The organism is Streptomyces sp. NPDC093111 (assembly GCF_040683955.1).
GTDB lineage: Bacteria > Actinomycetota > Actinomycetes > Streptomycetales > Streptomycetaceae > Streptomyces.
Genome location: NZ_JBFBNW010000001.1, coordinates 455,213 through 477,166, shown reverse-complemented (window position 1 = coordinate 477,166; position 21,954 = coordinate 455,213). Strand labels below are relative to the sequence as shown.

At 73.0% G+C, this 21,954-nt stretch carries 19 protein-coding genes and 1 pseudogene; 10 read left to right on the top strand and 10 right to left on the bottom strand.

Annotation, left to right across the window (positions count from 1 at the left end; all coding sequences use genetic code 11):
- Window positions 1-121: 121 nt before the first annotated feature.
- A complete protein-coding gene (locus AB0Q96_RS02195) occupies window positions 122-2,059 on the top strand; it encodes a 2-oxoacid:acceptor oxidoreductase subunit alpha (RefSeq protein ID WP_365321115.1) in 1,938 nt (645 codons plus the stop codon).
- Window positions 2,052-3,104: a 2-oxoacid:ferredoxin oxidoreductase subunit beta gene (locus AB0Q96_RS02190; protein ID WP_365321114.1), complete on the top strand. Its 1,053-nt coding sequence runs from the start codon at window positions 2,052-2,054 to the stop codon at window positions 3,102-3,104. The genes AB0Q96_RS02195 and AB0Q96_RS02190 overlap by 8 nt, the downstream gene beginning before the upstream one ends.
- A gap of 57 nt (window positions 3,105-3,161) precedes the next feature.
- Here the strand turns inward: AB0Q96_RS02190 and AB0Q96_RS02185 are convergent, their stop codons facing one another.
- From AB0Q96_RS02185 to AB0Q96_RS02170, 4 genes are all read right to left on the bottom strand, one after another.
- On the bottom strand, window positions 3,162-5,339 hold the full coding sequence (locus tag AB0Q96_RS02185) for a bifunctional serine/threonine-protein kinase/ABC transporter substrate-binding protein (RefSeq protein ID WP_365321113.1): 2,178 nt from the start codon (window positions 5,337-5,339) through the stop codon (window positions 3,162-3,164).
- Between the two features lie 6 nt (window positions 5,340-5,345).
- Entirely contained in the window at window positions 5,346-7,568 is a 2,223-nt protein-coding gene (locus tag AB0Q96_RS02180; RefSeq protein ID WP_365321184.1) for a bifunctional serine/threonine-protein kinase/ABC transporter substrate-binding protein, read from the bottom strand.
- Window positions 7,569-7,717: 149 nt separating this feature from the next.
- Entirely contained in the window at window positions 7,718-8,512 is a 795-nt protein-coding gene (locus AB0Q96_RS02175; protein ID WP_365321112.1) for a hypothetical protein, read from the bottom strand.
- 140 nt (window positions 8,513-8,652) lie between these two features.
- Window positions 8,653-9,045 (bottom strand): helix-turn-helix domain-containing protein, encoded by a 393-nt coding sequence (locus tag AB0Q96_RS02170; protein WP_365321111.1) that lies wholly within the window; start codon window positions 9,043-9,045, stop codon window positions 8,653-8,655.
- Between the two features lie 111 nt (window positions 9,046-9,156).
- Between AB0Q96_RS02170 and AB0Q96_RS02165 the strand changes: the two genes are divergently transcribed.
- Window positions 9,157-10,023, top strand: a complete 867-nt coding sequence (locus AB0Q96_RS02165) for an NmrA family NAD(P)-binding protein (protein ID WP_365321110.1) — start codon at window positions 9,157-9,159, stop codon at window positions 10,021-10,023.
- 105 nt (window positions 10,024-10,128) lie between these two features.
- Window positions 10,129-11,229, top strand: coding sequence for an EamA family transporter RarD (rarD, locus tag AB0Q96_RS02160; protein ID WP_365321109.1), 1,101 nt, complete (start codon window positions 10,129-10,131; stop codon window positions 11,227-11,229).
- Between the two features lie 61 nt (window positions 11,230-11,290).
- Here rarD and AB0Q96_RS02155 read toward each other — a convergent pair whose 3' ends face one another.
- Together AB0Q96_RS02155 and AB0Q96_RS02150 are read right to left on the bottom strand one after the other, a co-directional pair.
- A complete protein-coding gene (locus AB0Q96_RS02155; protein WP_365321108.1) occupies window positions 11,291-11,614 on the bottom strand; it encodes a DUF6401 family natural product biosynthesis protein in 324 nt (107 codons plus the stop codon).
- Window positions 11,615-11,655: 41 nt separating this feature from the next.
- A pseudogene (locus AB0Q96_RS02150) lies at window positions 11,656-12,228 on the bottom strand (MFS transporter); the annotation flags it as partial.
- A 66-nt stretch (window positions 12,229-12,294) separates the two neighbouring features.
- Between AB0Q96_RS02150 and AB0Q96_RS02145 the strand changes: the two are divergent.
- From AB0Q96_RS02145 to AB0Q96_RS02135, 3 genes are all read left to right on the top strand, one after another.
- Complete coding sequence (locus tag AB0Q96_RS02145; protein WP_365321107.1) at window positions 12,295-12,750, top strand: VOC family protein; 456 nt, start codon at window positions 12,295-12,297, stop codon at window positions 12,748-12,750.
- 5 nt (window positions 12,751-12,755) lie between these two features.
- Entirely contained in the window at window positions 12,756-13,574 is an 819-nt protein-coding gene (gene dapB / locus AB0Q96_RS02140; protein ID WP_365321106.1) for a 4-hydroxy-tetrahydrodipicolinate reductase, read from the top strand.
- Between the two features lie 66 nt (window positions 13,575-13,640).
- The gene (locus AB0Q96_RS02135) at window positions 13,641-14,192 is read left to right on the top strand and encodes a DinB family protein (protein WP_365321105.1); all 552 of its coding nucleotides are present in this window, start codon (window positions 13,641-13,643) and stop codon (window positions 14,190-14,192) included.
- A gap of 216 nt (window positions 14,193-14,408) precedes the next feature.
- On the opposite strand, the gene AB0Q96_RS02130 is transcribed toward AB0Q96_RS02135, so the two are convergent.
- From AB0Q96_RS02130 to AB0Q96_RS02120, 3 genes are read right to left on the bottom strand one after another with little or no spacing between them, the layout of a single operon-like run.
- The gene (locus AB0Q96_RS02130; RefSeq protein ID WP_365321104.1) at window positions 14,409-14,921 is read right to left on the bottom strand and encodes a DUF1203 domain-containing protein; all 513 of its coding nucleotides are present in this window, start codon (window positions 14,919-14,921) and stop codon (window positions 14,409-14,411) included.
- 38 nt (window positions 14,922-14,959) lie between these two features.
- Complete coding sequence (locus tag AB0Q96_RS02125) at window positions 14,960-15,148, bottom strand: DUF397 domain-containing protein (protein ID WP_365321103.1); 189 nt, start codon at window positions 15,146-15,148, stop codon at window positions 14,960-14,962.
- The gene (locus AB0Q96_RS02120) at window positions 15,145-16,011 is read right to left on the bottom strand and encodes a helix-turn-helix transcriptional regulator (RefSeq protein ID WP_365321102.1); all 867 of its coding nucleotides are present in this window, start codon (window positions 16,009-16,011) and stop codon (window positions 15,145-15,147) included. The genes AB0Q96_RS02125 and AB0Q96_RS02120 overlap by 4 nt, the downstream gene beginning before the upstream one ends.
- 142 nt (window positions 16,012-16,153) lie before the next feature.
- Between AB0Q96_RS02120 and AB0Q96_RS02115 the strand changes: the two genes are divergently transcribed.
- Window positions 16,154-16,573, top strand: a complete 420-nt coding sequence (locus tag AB0Q96_RS02115) for an ATP-binding protein (protein WP_365321101.1) — start codon at window positions 16,154-16,156, stop codon at window positions 16,571-16,573.
- Window positions 16,574-16,844: 271 nt separating this feature from the next.
- Entirely contained in the window at window positions 16,845-17,699 is an 855-nt protein-coding gene (locus tag AB0Q96_RS02110; RefSeq protein WP_365321100.1) for a helix-turn-helix domain-containing protein, read from the top strand.
- 94 nt (window positions 17,700-17,793) lie between these two features.
- On the opposite strand, the gene AB0Q96_RS02105 is transcribed toward AB0Q96_RS02110, so the two are convergent.
- Window positions 17,794-19,443, bottom strand: coding sequence for a CocE/NonD family hydrolase (locus AB0Q96_RS02105; protein ID WP_365321099.1), 1,650 nt, complete (start codon window positions 19,441-19,443; stop codon window positions 17,794-17,796).
- Window positions 19,444-20,118: 675 nt separating this feature from the next.
- Between AB0Q96_RS02105 and AB0Q96_RS02100 the strand changes: the two genes are divergently transcribed.
- Window positions 20,119-21,945 (top strand): DUF4157 domain-containing protein, encoded by a 1,827-nt coding sequence (locus AB0Q96_RS02100; RefSeq protein WP_365321183.1) that lies wholly within the window; start codon window positions 20,119-20,121, stop codon window positions 21,943-21,945.
- The last annotated feature ends 9 nt before the right edge of the window (window positions 21,946-21,954 follow it).

Here is a 21,954-nt window from a genome sequence, read left to right as displayed (position 1 = left end):
CCGGGAGGGACTCCCGCACGGACGTAGGGTGGGCCACGGGACGACCGGTCGGCCGGTCGTCCTCCGAGCCTTCTCCGCCCCTGCGGAGAGAGAACCCCTGCCGCGAGGGAGGTCCAGTTCAGTGACCAGCCAGGTCAGTAGCGAGGCCGGCGAGGCCCTGGTCGGGGAGCAGCGCAGCGCCCCGGCGACGGCCGACCACGGTTCCGCCAAGGAAGTCCGCCGGCTCGACCGGGTGATCATCCGCTTCGCGGGTGACTCGGGTGACGGCATGCAGCTCACGGGTGACCGTTTCACCTCGGAGACCGCGTCGTTCGGGAACGACCTCTCCACGCTGCCGAACTTCCCCGCGGAGATCCGGGCCCCCGCCGGCACCCTGCCGGGCGTCTCCTCGTTCCAGTTGCACTTCGCCGACCACGACATCCTGACCCCGGGCGACGCTCCGAACGTCCTGGTCGCGATGAACCCGGCCGCGCTGAAGGCGAACGTCGGGGACGTGCCGCGCGGCGGCGAGATCATCGTCAACACGGACGAGTTCGCCAAGCGCGCGATGGCCAAGGTGGGCTACGCCACCTCCCCGTTGGAGGACGGCTCGCTCGACGCCTACCGGGTCCACCCGGTGCCGCTGACCACCCTGACGGTGGAGGCGCTGAAGGAGTTCGGCCTGTCCCGGAAGGAGGCCGAGCGCTCCAAGAACATGTTCGCGCTCGGGCTGCTCTCCTGGATGTACCACCGGCCCACCGAGGGCACGGAGACCTTCCTGCGGCAGAAGTTCGCGAAGAAGCCGCAGATCGCCGAGGCGAACGTGGCCGCGTTCCGGGCCGGCTGGAACTTCGGCGAGACCACCGAGGACTTCGCCGTCTCCTACGAGGTCGCCCCGGCGACCCGGGCCTTCCCCACCGGCACGTACCGCAACATCTCCGGGAACCTGGCCCTCTCGTACGGCCTGATCGCCGCCGCCCGTCAGGCGGACCTGCCGCTCTACCTCGGCTCGTACCCGATCACCCCGGCCTCGGACATCCTCCACGAGCTGTCCCGGCACAAGAACTTCGGCGTGCGCACCTTCCAGGCCGAGGACGAGATCGCCGGCATCGGTGCCGCGCTCGGCGCCGCCTTCGGCGGCTCGCTGGCCGTGACCACGACCTCCGGCCCCGGCGTGGCGCTCAAGTCCGAGACCATCGGCCTGGCCGTCTCGCTCGAACTGCCGCTGCTCATCGTCGACATCCAGCGCGGCGGCCCGTCCACCGGTCTGCCCACCAAGACCGAGCAGGCCGACCTCCTCCAGGCCATGTACGGGCGCAACGGCGAGGCCCCGGTGCCGATCGTCGCCCCGAAGACCCCCGCCGACTGCTTCGACGCGGCGGTCGACGCGGCCCGGATCGCGCTCGCCTACCGCACCCCCGTCTTCCTGCTCTCCGACGGCTACCTGGCCAACGGCTCCGAGCCCTGGCGGATCCCGGAGGTCGCGGAACTCCCCGACCTGACCACGCCCTTCGCCGCCGGCCCGAACCACACGCTGGCCGACGGCACCGAGGTCTTCTGGCCGTACAAGCGCGACCCGGAGACCCTCGCCCGGCCCTGGGCCGTGCCCGGCACCCCCGGTCTCGAACACCGCATCGGCGGCATCGAGAAGCAGGACGGCACCGGCAACATCAGCTACGACCCGGCCAACCACGAGTTCATGGTGCGCACCCGGCAGGCCAAGATCGACGGCATCGAGGTGCCCGACATCGAGGTCGACGACCCGGACGGCGCGAGCACCCTGGTCCTCGGCTGGGGCTCCACGTACGGCCCGATCACCGCGGCCGTGCGGCGGCTCCGGGTGGCCGGCCGCCCCATCGCGCAGGCTCATCTGCGCCACCTCAACCCCTTCCCGAAGAACCTCGGCGAGGTGCTGAAGCGCTACGACAAGGTGGTGGTGCCCGAGATGAACCTGGGCCAGCTCGCCACCCTCGTCCGGGCCCGCTATCTCGTCGACGCCCGCAGCCACACCCAGGTCAACGGCATGCCTTTCAAGGCCGAGCAGCTCGCCGCCGCTCTCAAGGAGGTCATCGATGAGTGAGTCGCTGCTGCACCTGGTGCCCAAGGCCGAGGCCGCCCAGTCGATGAAGGACTTCAAGTCCGACCAGGAGGTCCGCTGGTGCCCCGGCTGCGGCGACTACGCCGTGCTCGCCGCCGTCCAGGGCTTCATGCCGGAGCTCGGTCTGGCGCGCGAGAACATCGTCTTCGTCTCCGGCATCGGCTGCTCCTCCCGCTTCCCGTACTACATGAACACGTACGGGATGCACTCGATCCACGGCCGCGCCCCGGCCATCGCGACCGGCCTCGCGACCTCGCGCCGCGACCTGTCGGTGTGGGTCGTCACGGGTGACGGCGACGCGCTGTCCATCGGCGGCAACCACCTGATCCACGCGCTGCGCCGCAACGTGAACCTGAAGATCCTGCTCTTCAACAACCGGATCTACGGTCTGACGAAGGGCCAGTACAGCCCCACCTCCGAGCTCGGCAAGATCACCAAGTCGACGCCGATGGGCTCCCTCGACGCGCCCTTCAACCCGGTGTCGCTGGCGATCGGCGCCGAGGCCAGCTTCGTGGCCCGCACGGTGGACTCCGACCGCAAGCACCTCACCGAGGTCCTGCGGCAGGCCGCCGACCACAACGGCACGGCCCTGGTGGAGATCTACCAGAACTGCAACATCTTCAACGACGGCGCCTTCGAGGTCCTGAAGGACAACGAGCAGGCCAAGGAGGCGGTGATCCGCCTGGAGCACGGGCAGCCGATCCGCTTCGGCGCCGCGCTCGACAAGGGCGTCGTCCGCGACCCGGCCACCGGCGACCTCCGGGTCGTCGCCGTGACCCCGGAGAACGAGCACCGGATCCTCGTCCACGACGCCCACTCCGCCTCCCCCACCACCGCCTTCGCCCTCTCCCGGCTCGCCGACCCCGACACCCTGCACCAGACGCCCATCGGGGTGTTCCGGTCCGTGGAGCGGCCGGTGTACGACACGCTGATGGCGGACCAGCTGGAGAAGGCCGTGGAGCAGCAGGGCAAGGGCGACCTGGCGCAGCTCCTCGCGGGCAACGACACGTGGACGGTCGTCGGCTGACACCTCGTCCGGCCGCATCGCCCGTCCGCTGACCGCGGGCCCCCCGGGGGTCCGCGGTCAGCCGCGTTTCGCCGCTTCGGCGAACGGGCCGAGGCAGTGGGGGCGGCCGGAGCGGATCTGCCAGAGGGTGAGGCCCTCGATGACGGTCGACGCGCTGTCGCTGGACCGGGAGTCGTAGGACCTGGCCACGCCCCGGTAGACCTTGTCGTCCTTCATGAACGCGTTCGCGACCGCCGCGCCCGGGTTCACCGCGTTCCGGCCGAGGACGGTGGCCAGCGCCTTCCCCGTCCACAGCAGGGCGTCGTACGACTCGACCGCGAACCGCTCGATCGGTTCGCCCGGCGCGAGCCGCCAGCGCCGCCGGTAGGCCGCGGCGAACTCCTTCGCGGACGGCACCGTGTCGGGGTCGGTGTAGCCCGCCCCGAAGTACCAGCCCTCGGCGGCCGGGCCCGCCACGGTGAGGAACTCCGGCTGGAGCGCGGGCTCGACGCTGCCGACCGGCCCCCGGTACCCCTGCCGCTTCAGGGCCTTCGCGCACAGGCCGGCCCGGCGCGGCGACGTCCCCACGTACATCACGCCCGTCGGCGAGGTGGCGAGCGCGGCGCGGACCGCCGCGCCGAAGTCCTCGCTGTCCGCCTCGACCGGGTGCGTGGTGACCGTGCCACCGGCGGGCGGCGAGGTCCGCACGCTGCGGACGCCGAGCCAGCTGTACGTGCCGGCGGCCCGGTCCTCGATGACGGCGGTGCGGCCCAGGCGGTGCTCGGTGAGGTAGCGCTTGAAGGCGACGACCATCACGTCGGGGTAGGGCCGCGCCTCGAAGTAGGTGCGCAGTTGCGGTGTCTGACCCTGGATCACCCCGTCCGGGACGGACGCCACCGCGCTCAGCACCGGCACCTTCAGGTCGACGAGCGCGTTCGCCGCCGCGATGGCCGTGTCGGTGGTCGTCAGGCCGAGGACGGCCACCAGGGCCCGTTCCTTCAGCAGGGCGCGGGCCCCGGCGGCGGCCCGCCGGGCGTCGGCGCCGTCGTCCGTCACCTTGAGGACCAGGTCGAAGGGGCGGTCGGCGCGGGCGTTGAAGGTCTCCGTGGCGAGCCGCAGCCCGCGTTCCTGGGCGCGCCCGTCCACCCGGGTGGGGCCGCTCAGGTCGGTCAGCACACCGACGGTGTACGCCGCGCGCACGAGGCCCGCGCCGGTGCCCGCACCCGCGCCGGAGGGGTCGCGGCCGAGCAGCCAGGCGGTGAGTCCGCCGGCGCTCGCGACGGCCGCCGCGGAACCGGCGATCAGGAGCCTGCGACGGGAGGGGCCCGGCGGCTCCTCGCCCGCCACCAGGAGGGTCGGTTCGGCGACGGGCAGGTCGAGGACGCGGGCGGAGCCGGTGGCGATCAGCGCGGGCAGCCCGGCCGGGAGCCAGTCGCGGGCGGGCTGGTCGGCGGCGCCGAGCCGGTCCCGTACCTCCCGCGCGGTGGGCCGCAGCGCCGGGTCCTTGGCGAGGCAGGCGGTGACGAGCGGCAGCAGGGTGTCCGGTACGTCGTCGAGGTCGGGCTCCTCGTGGACGGTGCGGTAGACGACGGCGGCCACCGGGCCCGTACCGAAGGGGCGGCGGCCGGCCAGCGCGTACGCGAGGACGCAGCCGAGCGAGAACACGTCGCTGGACGGGCCGACTTCGCCCGCGCCCGTGACCCGGGCCTGTTCGGGGGCGAGGAAGCCGGGCGTGCCGATCATGGCGTCGGTGGCGGTGAGCGCGGTGGCGCCGCTGACCCGGGCGATGCCGAAGTCGATGAGCCGGGGCCCGTCGAGGGCGAGCAGGACGTTGCCGGGCTTCACGTCGCGGTGGACGAGCCCGGCCCCGTGCATGCCGTCGAGGGCGTCGGCGAGCCGGGCGCCGAGAGCCCGTACGGTCGGTTCGGGCAGGGCGCCGTGCGCGGCGACGGCCTCGGCGAGCGAGGGGCCGGGCACGAACTCGGTGGCCAGCCACGGTTCGCGGGCCTCCGGGTCGGCGCCGAGGACCCGGACGACCCAGCGCCCGGTGATCCGCTCGGCGGCCCGCGCCTCGCGGCGGAAGCGTTCGCGGAAGCCGGGGTCGGTGGCGTGCTCGGCGCGGATCAGCTTGAGCGCGGCGAGCGCGCCGCCCGAGGAGCGGGCGAGGTAGACCACGCCCATGCCGCCGGTGCCGAGCCGCCCGAGCAGGCGATAGCCCGCGATCGAGGACGGGTCGGCCTTCTTGAGGGGGCGCACGGTCCGTCAGGCCGTCTCGGGATTGCCGGATTCGTTGGGCTTGCCGGCCTTGTTGGGCTCGGACGGTGCGGCCCCGATGAAGCCGTAGGCCCCGTTCCGCACCGCGTACACGAAGGTCCCGACGCCCTTGAGCTCGCCGTTGTCGCCGAACCTGTAGGCCCCCATGGCCCCGGTGTACTCCTGCTTCTGCAGCGCCTGCCACAGCCCCTTGTGGGTGAGCGGGGCTCGGGCGGTGTTGTCCGCGATCCGGCTCAGGACCATGCTGACCACGTCGAAGGACTCGCCGGTGTAGTACGCCGGGGCGGTGCCGTAGCGCTTGCGGTGGGCGTCGACGAACTCCTGGGCGAGCTTGTGGTCGGCCGCCTTCTGCTTGGGGTCGGCGGCCCGCTGGACGGGGTCGACGACGGGCGCGCAGACGAACCAGCCCTCCGCGTCGCTCCCGGCCTCCTTCAGGAACTGCGAGCCGAAGACCCGCTGACCGGTGAACCGGGGCCCGGTGAAGCCGAGTTGGTTCAGGGCGCGGGCGGCGAGCACGGCCGTGGAACGCACCCCGCAGTGGACGTACGCGTCGATGCCGGCGTCGATCATCTCCGCGAGGACCGCGCGGTAGTCGGTGACCCGGGCCGGGACCACGCGGAAGTGCGGCTCGATCCCGGCCTGTCTGAAGCCGAAGCGGACCCCGCCGGTGTACTGCCAGCTGTACTGGTCGTCGGTGCGTTCCTGGAGGACTCCGGGGCGGCGGATCCGCGGCAGCAGCGTGGCCGACCAGGCGAGGTAGGTGCCCGCCAGGATGTGGTTGGGGATGGCCCGGAGCACGGTGGTGTTCGACGACACGCCGTCGCCGAGCAGGGTGAGCAGGTGGTAGCCGGAGGAGACGGTGAGGAGCGGCACGCCGGACTCCTCGAAGGCGGGGAGCGCGGCCTCGCCGGTGTCGTCGGAGGTGGGGCCGAGGACGGCGAGCACGGAGGGGTCGGAGGTGAGCCGGCGGGCGGCGGCGAGGGCGCCCGCGCGGTCGCCGCGGTCGTCGGAGACCTTGAGTTCGAGGGTGAAGGGCTTGCCCTTGTGCGCGGCGTTGAAGCGCTCGACGGCGAGCCGGGCGCCGCGCTCCTGGGCGCGGCCGATCTCCTGGGCGGGTCCGGACAGGTCGGCGAGGACGCCGATGGACCAGGTGGTGCGGCGTTTCGGGGCGGGGGGCTTCCCGTCGCCGGTGCCGTCGCGCCGGGAGTTCCACAGGGCGAACGCGCCGCCGCCGGCCGCGAGCGCGGCGGCGCCCGCGCCGAGCGCGAGGAAGCCTCGGCGGCTCGGCTTCGGCGGGGCGGTGGGGTCGGTGCCGGGCGCGGTGGGGTCGATGTCGGGCAGCGCGAGCATGGCCGTCGAGCGTTCGGCGATGGTGGTGACGACGGGGGCGGGCAGCCAGTCGGCGGCGTTGCCGGGGGCGTCCTCGGTGAGCCGGGCGGCGACCTCGTCGGCGGTGGGCCGGTCGGCCGGGTCCTTGGCGAGGCAGGCCGTCAGGAGCGGCAGCAGCTCCTCGGGGACGCCCGCGAGGTCGGGTGCGTCGTGGACGGTCCGGTAGAGCAGGGCGTCCACGGTCCCGCTGCCGAAGGGCGGGCGGCCGGTCGCCGCGAAGGCGAGGAGGCAGCCGAGCGCGAAGACGTCGGCGGGCGGGCCGATCTCGGCGGCGCGGGCCTCGGCCTGTTCGGGGGCGAGGAAGCCGGGGGTGCCGACGACCATGTCGGCCGAGGTGAGCCCGGACTCGCCGGTGGCGCGGGCGATGCCGAAGTCGATCAGGCGGGGGCCGTCGATGGCGAGCAGGACGTTGCCAGGCTTCACGTCGCGGTGGACGAGCCCGGCGGCGTGGACGGCGGCGAGCGCGCGGGCGATGCTCCCGCCGAGGATCCGTACGCTCCGCTCGGGCAGCGGCCCGTGGGCGCGGACGGCCTCGCCGAGGGACGGGCCCGGCACGAAGGCGGTCGCCATCCAGGGCTCGGGGGCGTCGGGGTCGGCGCCGGTGACGGGGACGGCCCAGGGGCTGGCGACCCGGCGGGCGGCCTCGACCTCGCGGCGGAAGCGGGCCCGGAAGTCGGGCTGGTCGGCCTGGTCGGCGTGGGTGACCTTGACCGCGGCGAGTTCGCCGTTGCCGGTGCGGCCGAGGTAGACGACGCCCATGCCACCGGCCCCGAGCCGCCCGAGCAGCCGGTAGCCGGCGATCGTCGACGGGTCGGCGGGCACCAGCGGCTGGAGGGCGGCGGGGCGCGGGTCCGGCTGGGGAGTGGCCTGCGCGGCGGGCGTCGGCCGCGGGTCCGGCTGGGAGGCGGACTGCGGGTCCGGCTGCGGAGTGGGCTGCGGGTCCGGCTCGGGGCCGGGGTGGCTCGTCGGGCTCACGACTGGGCTCCCAACTGCTTCTTCGCGCGGTCCTGCATGATGACGCTGGCCCGGGCCTGGGCGGCGGTGATGTCCGCCTCGGTGTAGCCGGGGGCGCCCTTGACGACGACGGCGACGGTGACCTGCGCGACGCGGGTCTGCATCCAGGTGTAGAACTGCGGTCCCTTGAAGGCGTCGTTGAGGTACGAGCCGCGTTCCAGGAGGGTGTCGGTCGCGTACGTGTTGTTGGCGGTGCCGTAGGGGACGCCGAGGGACAGCAGGCGGCTGATGCGCTCGCCCTGGCGCAGTTGCTGGTCGGGGCAGCGCAGCGCCTCTTCCAGGGTCCCGGCCATCTCCCAGTCGGCGTCGGAGTCGGTGCGGTGCACGGTGACGGTGGCGGCGACCCGCAGCGGGCCCTTGCCACCGGCCGCCGGGATCTGGCTGTAGGCGGTGACGCTGTAGAGGACGGAGCCCGGCGGCGTGCCGAGCTCCCACTCGCAGCCCGGGTCGAGGACCGGCCAGGCGCCGGGTTCGCTGAGGTATGGGGTGCGCTTGACGTACTCGGGCCCCCAGTCGTCCGGGCCCGCCACCAGCGCGAGCGCCAGGCTCTTCGCGGCGGCGGCGTCGCGGGGGGCCCGCTTCGGGTCCGGGGTGAAGGCGGGGCCGGTCGGGGCAGGGACCGGGGTGCCGGAGGAGGAGGCGGAGGGGGAGGCGGTGGGGGCGGCGCCGGTGGTGGGCGTCGCCCGCGGGGGTTTCCCGCCGTCCCCGCCTCCGCCCCCGGAAGAGCACCCCGCCACTAACGTCAACACCACGCCGGCCGCCAGCAGGCCCCCGGCGCGCAGCGCTCTTCCGTACGCGTCCCTCACGATTCCCCCACGGTCGTTCGCACGATCCCCCCGGTCGGTGAAGGAGATCGTACGGCTCGGGGGATCAACTCGCCCGGTCTACAACGTCATTGGGACGAGCCGCGGACCTCGTCGTAACGCTCCCGGGCCTCCTGCACGGCGGGCAGCCGCCGCTCGGTCCAGCGGGCCAGCGCGGTGACCTGCTCGGCGGCCTCGCGGCCGAGGGCGGTGAGGCTGTAGTCGACGCGGGGTGGGATCACCGGCTTGGCGTCGCGGTGGACGAGGCCGTCGCGCTCCAGGGTCTGGAGGGTCTGGGTGAGCATCTTCTCGCTGACCCCGCCGATCGCGCGGCGCAGCTCGCTGAAGCGGTACGAGCGCGCCAGCAGGGCGATGAGGATCAGCACGCCCCAGCGGCTGGTGACGTGCTCCAGGACGCGCCGCTCGGGGCACAGTGCGTCGACGACGACGGTCCGGGTGACTCCGTCCACACTTACTTCCATACCAGTACCTTACTTCAAAGTGGGTACTTACGAAAGGTTAGTGCCCGCCGTACGGTGAGTGGAGCAGGACCGCCGGGCACCCCCCGCCGCACCCACCACAGGAGCCCCACCATGAGCATCGTCGTCACCGGAGCCACCGGCCAGCTGGGCCGCCTCGTCATCGACGCCCTCCTCGCCACCGTCCCCGCCTCTTCCGTCGCCGCGGTCGTCCGCGACAAGGACAAGGCCGCCGGTCTGGCCGAGCGCGGGGTCGAGCTGCGGATCGCGGACTACAGCCGCCCGGAGACGCTGGCCGGCGCCTTCGAGGCGGGCGACCGGGTGCTGCTGATCTCCGGCAGCGAGGTCGGGCAGCGGGTCGCGCAGCACACCGCCGTGGTGGCCGCCGCGAAGGCCGCGGGCGTCGCCCAGCTCGCGTACACCGGCGTCCTCGGCGGACCCGAGGCCGACTTCCTGCTCGCCGAGGAGCACAAGGCGACCGAGCGGGCGATCCTCGACTCGGGGCTGCCGTACACCTTCCTGCGCAACGGCTGGTACACCGAGAACTACACGGCGAACCTGGCGCCCGTGCTCGCCCACGGCGCCGTCGTCGCCAACGCGGGCGAGGGCCGGATCGCCTCCGCCTCCCGCGCCGACTACGCCGCCGCTGCCGCCGCCGTCCTCACCGGACCGGCCGAGGAGCACCTGAACCGGGCGTACGAGCTGAACGGCGACGTGTCCTGGTCGCTGGCCGAGTACGCGGCGGAGGTCGCCCGCCGGTCCGGCCGGGAGATCACGTACAGCAGCGTGCCCGCCGCCGCCCACCTGGAGATCCTCACCGGCGCCGGGGTGCCGCTGCCGTTCGCCGAGATCCTCGTCGACGTCGACCGGGCCGTCGAGCACGGCGCGCTCGCGAGCCGCGGCGACGACCTGGCGCGGCTGATCGGCCGCCCGACCACGCCGATCGCCGAGACGATCGGCGCCGCGCTCGCCACCGCCTGACCGGCACCAAGATCCGTCAGGACCGTATGGCGATACGGACATGACAGCCCGCCCCGTGCGGCGCTACCTTCGACGGGACAGCGCGGCTAGGGGCGGGGAGGTTCGATGAAGGACGACAACGAGGCCCGGACAGGGCTCATCTACGGGATCGGTGCCTATGGGATGTGGGGCCTGGTCCCGCTCTTCTGGCCGCTCCTCAAGCCCTCGGGCGCGGTCGAGATCCTGGCCCACCGGATGGTCTGGTCGCTCGCCGTCGTCGCCCTCGCGCTGGTCGCGATGCGCCGCTGGAGCTGGCTGCCCGCGCTGATACGCAGCCCGCGCAAGCTGGCCCTGATCACCGTCGCCGCGGCCGTGATCAGCGTCAATTGGGGCCTGTACATCTGGTCCGTCAACAACGGCCAGGTCGTCGAGGCGTCGCTCGGCTACTTCATCAACCCACTCGTCACCATCGCGCTCGGCGTCCTCGTCCTCAAGGAACGCCTGCGGCCCGCCCAGTGGACGGCGGTCGGCGTCGGCTTCGCCGCCGTCGTCGTGCTGTCCATCGGCTACGGGCGCCTGCCGTGGATCTCCCTCACGCTCGCCTTCTCCTTCGCGATCTACGGCCTGGTGAAGAAGAAGGTCAACCTCGGCGGCGTGGAGTCGCTCGCCGCCGAGACGGCCGTACTCTTCCTGCCCGCGCTCGGCTACCTCGTCTGGCTCGGCACCCAGGGCACGCTCAGCTTCGGCGCCCACGGCACCGGCCACGCGTCCCTGCTCGCGTCCACCGGCGTGGTGACGGCCGTCCCGCTGATCTGCTTCGGCGCCGCCGCGATCCGCGTCCCGCTCTCCACGCTGGGACTGCTCCAGTACCTGGCCCCGGTCTTCCAGTTCCTGCTCGGCGTCGTCTACTTCCACGAGGCGATGCCGGCGGAGCGCTGGGCGGGCTTCTCGCTGGTGTGGCTGGCCCTGACGATCCTGACCTGGGACGCCCTGCGCACGGCCCGCCGGAGCCGGGCGGCGGTGGAGGCGGCGAGCCGGGAGGCGGGGGTGGCGGCCGGCCTGGAGGCGGGGGCGCCCGCGTCTGGACCTGCTTCCCCGTCCGGTGCCGTGGCCGCGTCGGGGGCCGTGTCCGCGTCCGCGTCCGGGGCCGTGTCCGGTCCCGCCGCTTCCGCGGCTTCTCCGGTGACGGCACCCGCGGCGGCGCAGCCGGCCGCCGATCCGGCGTAGGGCCCGGCATCGGGCCCGTCTTCGGGCCCGTCTTCGGGCCCGTCTTCGCGGGCCCCGGCCGCTAGCGTCCGGTGTCCAGCAGGTCGTGGTCCCGGATGAGGCGGCAGACGGCGGTGAGCCGCAGCGTCGCGAAGTCGTGGCCGGCCGGTTCGGTCCAGGCGACCTCGGCGAGCCGGTCGGTGAAGCCGAGGACGTAGTCCCCCAGCTCCTCCCGCCCCACGCTCCGGCCCCGGGCCCCGCGCCGGTCCGGGACCAGGGCGTCGCACACGGCCGCCGCGTGCTGGTCGAGCGCGGCCACGAGCCCCGGCTCGGAGGAACACTCCGAGAGCCGGGGCGCGTACGCGGCGGCGACATCGGCCAGGGGACAGCCGGGCGAATCGTTCATTCCCCCACATTAGGCACGTCGGGAGCCGAGCCGGACGCCCTTCAGGCCGTGACCTTGGTCGCAGCGGAAGCACCGTCGGGGGCCGATCCGGACACCGGTGCGGAGCCGGAGCCGGTGGCCGAGCCGGTGGCCGAGCCGGTGGCCGATCGGTTCCCCCTCCCCCGTACCCCCGTCGCGGAGATCACCGCGCCGAGCGCCACCATCGCCGGCGGGACCACGAGCGCCCCCCGGATGCCCTCCATGCCGCCGCCGGCGATCCCGTACACCGCGGTCACCGCCGCCACGCCGACGGCCGAGCCGAACTGCGTGGCCGTGGTCAGCAGCCCGCTCGCGAGGCCCTGCTCCTCCTCCGCCACGCCGTCCGTGGCGGCGATGGCGAGCGGCCCGTACGCCAGGCTGAAGGCGAGGCCGGTGAGCAGCAGCGCGGGGAACATCGCCGCGTACGAGCGGTCCGGGCCGACCGGCAGGAAGAGCGCGTACGAGAGGACCGCGAGGACGAAGCCGCCGAGGATCACCTTGGCGTTGCCGTAGCGGGCGACGAGCCGGGGCGTCAGGGTCGGCGCGAGGATCGCGTCGACGCCCATCACGAGGAGCGCGAGGGCGGTCTGGAGCGAGGGCCGGGCGGGGCGCGCCGCTCGCGCTCCGCCGGACTGTCAGCCCCCTCCCGTATAAACGCACCCATGACCACTCCCGTGCACTGGAAGCTCGTCGTCGACTGCGCCGATCCGCATGCCCAGGCCGCCTTCTGGGCCGCCGCGCTGGCGTACGCGGAGGAGGACCACAGTGCCCTGATCGCCGCGTTGCTCGCCGCCGGAGCCGCCCCGCCCGAGGCCACGCTCACCGTCGGGGGCCGTGCCGCCTGGCGCGACCTGGCGGCCGTGCGGCATCCGGAGGACCCGTTCGACCCGGCCTCGGACACGGGTCTCGGCCGCCGCATCCTGTTCCAGCGCGTACCGGAGCCGAAGACCGTCAAGAACCGCCTCCACATCGACCTGCACCCGCAGGCGGACAGCCGGGAGGCGGAGGTCGCCCGGCTGACCGCGCTCGGCGCCGCCACGCTGCGGGAAGTGGCGCAACCCGGCGGGAGTTGGGTCGTGATGTCGGACCCGGAAGGCAACGAGTTCTGCGTACATTGACCCGCATGATCCGAGTCTGCTTCGCCGGTGTCACCGGCTGGACCGCCCCGCCGATCCTCGCGGGCATCGCCCACGCCGCCGACCTGGAACTCGCCTCCGGGGTGTCCCGGTCGGCGGCCGGGCGCCCGCTCGCCGAGGTGACGGGGGTCCGCTCCGAGGGCCCGGTGCACGGCACGGTCGCCGAGGCCCTCGCGGCCGTCCCGGCGGACGTGCTCGTCGACTACACGAGCGCCGCCGCCGTACGGGACAACGTGTGGGCGGCGGTCGACGCGGGCGTCCACGTGGTCGTCGGCTCCAGCGGTCTCACCGCCGAGGACTACGCCGAACTCGACGCGCTGGCCCGCGCGCGGGGCGTCGGGGTGATCGCGGCGGGCAACTTCTCCGTGATGGCGGCGCTCCTCGCCCGCGCCGCCGAACTCGCGGCCGAGCACCTGGACCACTGGGAGATCATCGACTACGCGAGCGCCGCCAAGCCCGACGTGCCGAGCGGCACGGCCCGCGAACTCGCCGAGACCCTGGGCGGCATCCGCGCCCCCGAACAGGGCGTCCCACTGGCCGAGTTGCACGGCCCGGTGGAGGCGCGGGGCGCGGACGTGGCGGGCAGCCGCGTGCACTCCGTACGCCTCCCCAGCTTCCTGCTCAGCACGGAGGTCGTCTTCGGCGGCGACGGCGAACGCCTGACCCTCCGCCACGACGCGGGCCCGACCCCCGACCCGTACACGGCGGGCACGCTGCTCGCGGTCCGGCGAGTCGGCGAGGCGGTGGGGGTGCGGCGGGGGCTGGGGTCGGTGCTGTTCGGCGACGGCCCGTCCGGCGGATCTTGAGTGAGCGATGCGCTTCGGTCCACCCGTCAGCCGCGCTGTCAGCTCCGTTCGCTAAGGTCTCCAGCCATGATCGAGAGCAAGGCCGAAGCCTGGCCGGAACCTCCCCTCGCCGGCACCGAGGCCGCGGCGATCCTCGGCGCCCTCGAACGTCAGCGTGCCACCCTCGCCTGGAAGTGCTCCGGCCTGGACGCCGCCGGTCTTCGCGCCACGCTCGGCACGTCCGCCATCACCTTGGGCGGCCTCCTCAAGCACCTGGCGCACACCGAGGACCGTCACTTCGCCCGGTTGTGGCTCGGCTCCCCCGTCGGCGCGCCCTGGGACACCGTCGACTGGGACAGCACGCCTGACTGGGACTACCGCTCCGCCGCCGAGGACACCCCCGATCAGCTGCGCGCCCTCTGGAGGGAATCGGTCGCCCGTTCACGTGCCATCGTCGACGAGGCGCTCAGCACGGGCGGGCTGGACCAACTCGGCGCCTACACCACGCGAAGCGGCGAACGTCCGAACCTCCGCCGCGTTCTCCTCGATCTCATCGAGGAGTACGCCCGCCACGCCGGTCACGCCGACCTCATCCGTGAATCCGTCGACGGGCTCACGGGTGAGGACCCGCCGAGGTGAACTGAACCACGACGTGCCGGCGAGGACCACTTCACCCTGGAGTTCGCCGGCCGCGCACCCGGCGGATGCGGCCCGCTGATCACCGACGTCGTGGCCAAAGCGATCGGCCACGCCCACCTCTGACGCCGCCGGACGCATGACACGCCTCGTCGCCGCGCCTCGTGCGGAAGCGTGCGGGCCCCGCCGATCCGGCGGGGCCCGCGCGCCCACACACGCTCACGCGCGCCGCACCTCGAACTGGAAGCAGCCGTACTCCACGGCCCTGACGTGCACGAGGGCAACGGCCGGATCCGCGAACGCCTCGCCGAAGGCCCGGTCGAAGCCCTCGCCCGCCGCCTCGGGAATCTCCAGGAGCCGCCCTCCGACGATCCGGCCCCGGGCGTCGTACCGGCGCAGCGTCCGCAGCGCGCCGGGCCGGTCGAAGGGGTACGCGGCGGCGTCCGGGTCCGGCCCTCCGCACTCCTCGGCGTGGATGAACACGGGCCCCTGCTCGTCGTACGCACCCGGCTCGGCCCCCGTCTCGGCCGCCCACCGCCGCAGCGGCGCGTACGAGACGAGCGCGATCCGCTCCCCCGCCGCCACCGGCCGCAGACAGCACCGCAGCGGACTGCCGGCGCCGTCCTCGGTCACGGCGTACGGAAGACAGGGCTGCCCGGCGTCGTCGACGCGGCGAAGCTGGGCGAGGGCGGTGGGCGGGATGGGGAGCGCGGTGTACGCGGTGGTCGTCATGCCTCCAGCGTCACGCGCGACCACCCCACACGCTGGCGCTATTCGGACGCGAAGCTCAGGAACCCGGCCCAGGCGTCCCGCCCGAACCCGAGACGAGCGCCGTCGGCGTCCTTGGAGTCGCGGACGTGGACGGTGCCGGGGGTGGCGGCGACCTCGACGCAGTCGTTGCCGTTGCCGCTGCTGCTGTAGCTGCTCTTGAACCAGTCCAGCTCGGGGGTGCGGATCATGTCTCTCCCAGCAGTTGCTCGATGAAGTCCCGTGACTCCGCAGGAGTGAGGGCCTTGGACCGGATGATGCCATAGCGCAGATCCAAGATCCGGAGCCTTTTGAGGTCGGAGACCGGGCGGCCTCCGAAGTCTCCGTCCATGCGCCCGACCGCTGTACCGTCCCCGAACTTCAGCATCTCGATCACCCCTCCTGTACCGGGATGGTCAGCGCGCTCCGTCGGCATCACCTGAATCTCGACGTTGGGCAGCTCACTCACCTCCAGGAGACGTTCGAGCTGGCGACGCAGCACCATCCTCCCTCCGATGGGCCGTCGCAGCGACACCTCTTCCTGGATAAAGCTGAACTCGGGTGCAGGGTCCTTCTCCAACACCGAGCGACGAGCCACCCGTGCCGCCAGGTACCGCTCCAGTTCCTCAAGGCCGTACGCCGGACGCCACGTCCGCATGATCGCTCGCGAGAACTCCTCGGTCTGCAACAGGCCGTGGACGTTGAAGTTCGAGTAGAGGCAGAACTCGACCGCCCTCGCCTCCAGTTTCGCCAGGTTGCGCACCTGCTTCGGATAGCGGACCTCCTCCACGTCCTTCTTCATCGCCGAGATCAACCCGGCCGCACCCAGCACCTCGTCCGACTTGTCCAGGAACTCGGGGCGCGGGATGCGCGCCCCGCGCTCGACCTTGCGCACCAGGTCCTCCCCGTAGCCGATCCGCTCCCCGAGCTCTACCGCTCCGAGCCCCTTCGCCTCCCGCCACAGCTTGAGCTGGCGGCCCACGGCGGCCACGACCGCCGCACCCGACTCGTCGCCGGGCTCCACCTCCCAGCCCGCGTCCTCCGTACCCGCACCGTCCACCTCGTCCACGCTCATGCGCGCCCACCTCCTTCGGCCCCGCCCTACCCCTGGGGTGGCCCCGGACAGTCGGGACAGGGCCGGACAGTCGCGGGACAGTAACCGTACGTAAGGGCATGTTCGATGGGCAGCGTAAGCAGTCGCCGCCACTCTGGGTGACATGAACGAAGAACCCACCCAACTCTTGGCGCCCGTACGCCAATTCGGAATCCAGCTCTCCGCCACCCGCCGGGGTGCCCGGCTGGCCCGGCTGCTCGCCGTGGAGCAGCTGCGTTCCTGGGATCTGCTGTGTGTGGCGGAGCCGGCGGCGCAGATCGTCGCCGAGCTCGCGGCGAACGCGGTGACGCACGGCCACGTCTCGGGACGGGACTTCCACCTCGCGCTGTTCGCGCGGGAGGACGTCCTGCGGATCGAGGTCGCGGACACGCGGGGTGACCGGATGCCCCGGCTCGGGAGTCCGGGCTTGGCCGAGTCGGGGCGCGGGCTGCTGATCGTGGAGGAGTTGGCGTCGCGGGGGTGGGGGGTGCAGGCCGGGCCCGTACCCCGGAAGACCGTGTGGGCGGAACTGGCTCTGGCGTAGCAGCGGACCGCGTCGCGGACGGGCGCGACGCGGGGGTCCGCGCCGTAAAGGCTTTAAAGCCCGGGGGAATTCCCCTCCCAACCCCTCCAGCCTCCCCCGGTCCGCTCGGGACCGCCCGTCACCCGGACGGGTGACTTGGGCCAACTCGACTGGATTTGGCGCGGGTTGCGTGGCATATGCTCCTGCCCACAACCCCACACATACGTCGGCCCCCGGCCGGGACTGGAATCCCGATCGAGGGCCTGACCACCGAGGAAGAAGCACCTTCCCGATGGATACGAAGAAGACTAGCGCGCGCCCGCACGCCTCCGGGCTCGTACACGTCAATGTCCGCCACACGACCCGCTACACGGTCGTCGGCAACCACCTCGCCCAGCACCGCGGGCTCTCGCTGCTGGCCAAGGGCCTGGCCCTGTACCTCCAGTCGCTGCCCGCCGGGGCGAGCGTCGGCATCAAGGCCGTCGCGGCCCTGCACCCGGAGAGCGAACTGCGCGTCGCGGCGGCCATGCGGGAGCTGGAGAAGCACGGCTACCTGGCCCGGACCCGGGAACGACTCCCGGACGGACGCTTCGTACCGCGCACCGTGTCGTACAACCGCCCGGGGGCTGAGCCGGAGCCCGTACGGGCGACCCCGAGGCGCGAGAAGCGTCCCCGCCCGGCACCGGCCCAGGCACCCCCGATCCCGGCACCCCCGACCCCGGCACCCCCGGTCCCGCCCCCGCCGCCACCGCCGCTCGCCGAGCACCACCTGCCTGCCGCCGCGCTGCTTGAGGACCTTCGCGTACGCGAGCCCCGGCTGCCGCTGGGCGCGCGGGACATCGCGCGGCTGGCGCCGGGGGTCGCGGCCTGGCTGGGGCAGGGGGCCCGGCCCGAGGCGGTGTGCCGGACGCTCACGGCGGGGCTGCCGGACCGGCTGGCCCACCCGGCGGGCCTGCTGGCGCACCGCCTCGCGACGCTGCTGCCGCCCCCGCCGCCGCCCGTCGTCTCGCGCGGCGGCCGGATGACGCTGACCTCACCCCGCTCCCCGTTCCCGGAGTGCGACGACTGCGGGCGCCCCTTCCTCGACGACTCCTCACCCGACGGACTGTGCCGCGACTGCCGCCCGCCGAGAAGCGACGCGGCCTAGCCAGGACTCCGGTCGATCGGGCCCGGGCCAGGCTCAACGTCCGCGCGGTGGTTGCCCACTGGGGGTACGGGGCGGGGCGGCGGTGTCCGGCCGGTCAGGCGAGGGGCAGGTCCAGGTAGGACGGGGCGCCCTCGGGCGAGGAGAAGGTGAGCTTGCCGCCCGCTTCATTGACGTCCCCGTAGAACGGGTCCTTGGTGTCGACCACGAGCATCAGGCGGTGCCCGGCCGGCACGTCGTAGCCGGCGGCCTGGAGCTGGATGTCCGCGACGACCGGCTCGCCCGGGGACGCGTCCCGGACGGTGAAGGGCGCGTGGGTGATGATCGAGGCGTTGCCGTCCGGGGCGACGTCGAAGAGGTAGGCGACGAATCCGGCGTTCGCGGCGCTCGGCTGGAAGGTCAGCCGGAGGCCGGGGATGCCGCGGACCTTCGCCGTCCCGGTCAGGGGCTCGCCCGTCCACACGGCGGCGTCGGTGCGGCTGATCTCGGCCGTCGGGTAGACCTTGGGCTTGCCGAGCATTTCGGCGTAGCCGGTCTTGATGATCGCGCCGGCGACGGTGGCCGGGGTGTCCGTGCCGGTGGCGAGGACGGTGCTCCAGCCGTTGAGGGGCTTCTCCGCGAGGCCGCCGTCGGTGGCGCCGGCCACGGGCCCGGTCAGGTGGAGGCGGGTGGGGGTGCCGGTCGCCGCGTCCCAGTCCGGGCTGGACTCCAGGGTCTTGCTCCACATGATCTGGCTGACGACCGTGTTTCCGTCGAGCTCGCCCAGGCCCTTGAGGTGGTAGTCGAGCCAGCGGTGGGCGTCGCTCCAGATCCGGTTGGGCAGGCCGATCAGGCCCGACATCTCCGGGGAGGAGTGGTCGCCGATCGACAGGTCGAGGAGCTTGGTGGCGGCGCTGAGGGTGTTGAAGAGCTCCAGTGTCTGGTTGACGGGGAAGAGCGTCTCGTGCCAGGCGTGCGCGAAGAAGATCGACAGGTCGGACCGGTCGAGCCGGTCGACGGCCTTGAGCGGGGAGCGCTCGTCCGCCCAGTCCCGGAGCTCGTCGGAGATGTTGTCGCCGTTCTGCATCTGGTCGAAGGCCCACTGGGTCCGCTCGCTCAGCCGGGCGTTGGCGGCGGCGCCGCGGAGCGCGTCGACGGAGGCGGTGTGCTGGGTGTCGTTCTCGTAGAACGCCGAGAACAGGCTGCCCCAGGTGCTCAGGGCGCCGACCACCTTCACCCGGGGGTCGTTCGCGGCGACGAGGAGGCTGATGCCGGAGCCGTAGGAGTCGCCGAGGAAGGCGATCCGGCTCGGGTCGGCGGCGGGGAGGTTCGCCAGCAGGAAGTCGGTGACGGCGCTGCCGTCCCGGATGTCGAGCGAGCCGCCGACCTCGACCTGGCCGCCCGACTTGCCGAAGCCGCGGGGCGTGTACGCCAGCACGATGTAGCCCTTGAGCGCGAGCTTCGCCGCCTGCGCGATGTACGCGACCCAGCCCAGGTCCGCCCACGGCGCGGGCATCACCACGCAAGGGAACGGCCCCGAACCCCTCGGCATGCACACCGCCGCGTCCAGCTCGACGCTCACGCCCGGCTCGGCGGGGGAGGGATCGACCGGCACCCGGCACTTGAAGAACTCGATGCTCCCGCGGGCCTGGTTCGCCTCGTCGGCCAGCTCGGAGGAGAGCGTCGAGGTGCCACCGCCCTCCAGGGCGGTGACGAACTGCGCGAGGGCCGCCTCGTTCAACTCCGGGTACAGACCTGCCGATGCCATGTTGCTACCGCCTTCTAAAGTCACGTCGGTCCATCTCTGCTCGTCACATGCCCTGGTCACCCACACCGTGGAACCACGAGGACGTGGAACCACGAAACCGTGGACAACGGCAGGAGCCCAGGGCCGGGTTCAGTATCGACAGACTGATATGCCACACGACGATCCGCTTCAGGATTGATCGAAAATGATCAAGAGAGATCGGGATGAGTGAACGTTCCCGGCCTGGGGCGGCTCGTCTGGCCGGTAATCGCCGGGGCGCACCGCCACGGACGCGGATCCTCTCCTCCTCTCCAGCACGGCGATGAACTGAGCGCGATCCAGCTGCTTCAGGAGGCCGCCCGAGGTGACGGTGGGCGTGGTTCCGACCACGCCGGTTCGGCCTGCCCTCCGTCCCGGCCGCGGGCCTCCGCCGCGAGCGGGCGGGGCCGTCGCTTGCGCGTCCGGTCCGCAGTACTGCCCCTCCGGACCTGGCGCGGCCCGTCCCCCACGGCGTAGGGAGGAGGAGGCCATGAACTCACGTGAAGGAGTGTCCCGTTGAACGGTTCCGAGCACGTCAAGCCCACCAGGGCCGACAGTGAACGCACGCCCGCCAGGAAGCAGGCACCCACCCGGCAGACGGAACCGCACGGTCTGCTGGCCTTGCAGGCCACGGCCGGCAACGCCGCGGTCGTCCAGATGCTGCGGCTGGCCGGCCACCCCGGGGCCCGGACTCAGGACCCGCACCAGCACGGGGCCGGCTGCGGTCACCCGCAGAACGAGGAGGTGGCGTCCCCGGTGCAGCGTTCCGCCGTCCACGGCGTGCTGCGCGCGCCGGGGCGTCCGCTGGACGATGCCACCCGCACCGACATGGAGTCCCGGCTGGGGGCGGACTTCTCCGACGTCCGCATCCACACGGACAGCGCCGCCAAGGAATCCGCGGCCGAGGTCGGCGCCCGGGCCTACACCTCCGGCAACCACGTCGTCATCGGCGACGGCGGCGCCGACCGGCACACCCTCGCCCACGAGCTGACCCACGTCATCCAGCAGCGCCAGGGGCCCGTCGCCGGGACCGACAACGGAAGCGGCCTGCGGGTCAGTGACCCCTCGGACCGGTTCGAACGCGAAGCCGAGGCCAACGCCGCGCGGGCGCTGGCGGGCCCCGCACCCGACACCGTCCAGCGCGCCCGGGACGAGACGGCCACCGGGCCGACCGAGCAGGCCACGCAGGCCACGCAGGCCACGCAGGCCACGCAGGCCACGCAGGCCGGGCCAACCACCCGAGCCACCGCGACCGTGCAGCGCTACCACACTCAGCCGCAGCAGATCACGACGGCCGGAGGCGACGGTCCGCACTTCCAGACGCAGGGCCCGAGCGGGGTGCTGGACGACAACCACGCCGACGGCCAGACGCAGTGGAAGATCGACCACGTGGTCACCACCCACACGCCGAGCGCCGCCACACCGGTGAACGTGCGCGTCTCACAGGACTACTCGCTCGCCGTGCTGGACAGCGAGGACGAGCCGAAGGAGTTCTACGCCACCGCGGAGCGCCTCGCCGAGGCCAACACCGCCCTGGCGGAAGCCGGAAGCGCGATCGAGCTCACGGCGGTCGGGAACACCACGATCGCCGTCGACGCCGCGGGGACGCCCAGGACCCTCCAGAAGGTGACCGCGATCCGGCGCGGCAGCGCCTTCCAGGCCGGGCAGTTCGCGAATCTCGTGGAGCACCAGTGCATCCGCGTCGCGGGCGGGGTCATCGGGATGGCGGTACGGCAGGACTTCCACGGCAACGCCAACTTCACACCGGCGCCGAAGAAGCACACCACACCGGGCGGAGAGGTCTTCGAGGCGAAGGACCTGGCCGGCAGGCTGGCTGACGGCCCGAACGCCCAGGCGGGGAACGAGACGCCCCTCGGCGAGCGGTACGGCCTGGCTCACGCGGCCGGAGCGTTGCAGGGGACCGAGGAGCTCGGTGCCAACGAGCACGCGGCCCCGGCGGTCGGCGAGGCGTTCGGCATCTACTCCGTCGGCGACAACGGCACGCACAACCAGACGGACTACGCCGCCCCCGGCGGCCCCTCGGTGTCGCAGGGGCTGACGTGGAACTTCCACTTCGCCGGTGTGGTCGCCCAGGCCGACAACGACCGCGTGACCCTGGAGAACTACACCAGGGACGACAACTTCAACGACGCCCAGATCATGCTCTACAAGGAGCTCCTCTACCGCTACCAGGAGACCCTCACGGGCAAGGTCAAGGCACTTCTCGGCAAGGGCTACCCGGAGAACCCCGACAGCACCGAGTTCCAGCAGCTGCTGAAGGAGCTGGTGATGGAGGAAGCGAAGAAGGCGGGGGCCAACGCGAACGCGGAGTACACACGGCTCGCCGGGGACGTCGAGGCACCCACCCGCTGGTTCTTCCGCATGTACGGCACCGATCAGGGCCAGTCGTTCCACGAGCAGCAGTACGGCGGCGGCCAGAACATGATCATCAACCCGCTCACCACGCGCAGCCGCAAGCCCTAGGCGGCCACG

Coding starts and splice junctions, on each gene's coding strand:
- AB0Q96_RS02190 (WP_365321114.1), top strand. CDS start 2,052: ATGAGTGAGTCGCTGCTGCACCTGGTGCCCAAGGCCGAGGCCGCCCAG.
- AB0Q96_RS02170 (WP_365321111.1), bottom strand. CDS start 9,045: ATGGAAGTAAGTGTGGACGGAGTCACCCGGACCGTCGTCGTCGACGCA.
- AB0Q96_RS02165 (WP_365321110.1), top strand. CDS start 9,157: ATGAGCATCGTCGTCACCGGAGCCACCGGCCAGCTGGGCCGCCTCGTC.
- rarD (WP_365321109.1), top strand. CDS start 10,129: ATGAAGGACGACAACGAGGCCCGGACAGGGCTCATCTACGGGATCGGT.
- AB0Q96_RS02155 (WP_365321108.1), bottom strand. CDS start 11,614: ATGAACGATTCGCCCGGCTGTCCCCTGGCCGATGTCGCCGCCGCGTAC.
- AB0Q96_RS02145 (WP_365321107.1), top strand. CDS start 12,295: ATGACCACTCCCGTGCACTGGAAGCTCGTCGTCGACTGCGCCGATCCG.
- dapB (WP_365321106.1), top strand. CDS start 12,756: ATGATCCGAGTCTGCTTCGCCGGTGTCACCGGCTGGACCGCCCCGCCG.
- AB0Q96_RS02135 (WP_365321105.1), top strand. CDS start 13,641: ATGATCGAGAGCAAGGCCGAAGCCTGGCCGGAACCTCCCCTCGCCGGC.
- AB0Q96_RS02130 (WP_365321104.1), bottom strand. CDS start 14,921: ATGACGACCACCGCGTACACCGCGCTCCCCATCCCGCCCACCGCCCTC.
- AB0Q96_RS02125 (WP_365321103.1), bottom strand. CDS start 15,148: ATGATCCGCACCCCCGAGCTGGACTGGTTCAAGAGCAGCTACAGCAGC.
- AB0Q96_RS02120 (WP_365321102.1), bottom strand. CDS start 16,011: ATGAGCGTGGACGAGGTGGACGGTGCGGGTACGGAGGACGCGGGCTGG.
- AB0Q96_RS02115 (WP_365321101.1), top strand. CDS start 16,154: ATGAACGAAGAACCCACCCAACTCTTGGCGCCCGTACGCCAATTCGGA.
- AB0Q96_RS02110 (WP_365321100.1), top strand. CDS start 16,845: ATGGATACGAAGAAGACTAGCGCGCGCCCGCACGCCTCCGGGCTCGTA.
- AB0Q96_RS02105 (WP_365321099.1), bottom strand. CDS start 19,443: ATGGCATCGGCAGGTCTGTACCCGGAGTTGAACGAGGCGGCCCTCGCG.
- AB0Q96_RS02100 (WP_365321183.1), top strand. CDS start 20,119: ATGCTGCGGCTGGCCGGCCACCCCGGGGCCCGGACTCAGGACCCGCAC.